This window comes from Pseudophaeobacter profundi (assembly GCF_029697505.1).
Taxonomy (GTDB): Bacteria; Pseudomonadota; Alphaproteobacteria; order Rhodobacterales; family Rhodobacteraceae; genus Pseudophaeobacter; species Pseudophaeobacter profundi.
Genome location: NZ_JARJEF010000233.1, coordinates 1 through 276, shown reverse-complemented (window position 1 = coordinate 276; position 276 = coordinate 1). Strand labels below are relative to the sequence as shown.

Annotated in this window: 1 protein-coding gene; it reads right to left on the bottom strand. The window is 52.5% G+C overall.

Annotated elements, in window-relative coordinates:
• Positions 1–205: hypothetical protein (locus P2081_RS20830; RefSeq protein WP_278924694.1), on the bottom strand; the 205-nt coding region annotated here is incomplete at its 3' end.
• Between the last annotated feature and the right edge of the window lie 71 nt (positions 206–276).

Genomic DNA, 276 nt, shown 5'->3' with positions numbered 1-276 from the left:
GGAGCATCTCGATGATTTCGCGATACTGATCGTTGCAAATGTTGGACAGTTTACACCTGATGGCGTTCAGCCTGTCTGGATTCACCGGCCCTTGTAATGCGGAAGTGTCGAAACTGGTGTCGAGAACCAAGCTCCCACCACTCGACATGGAATGTCCTTGGATACCCCCACCCGGGAAAGAAGACGGCCAAGATGGTTCGTTCATGTTAGCAGTTTCCCAATCGAAGCCGGGTCCAAAAACATCGGTCAGAGGTGGAAAGTCCTCGGGGATGTCCA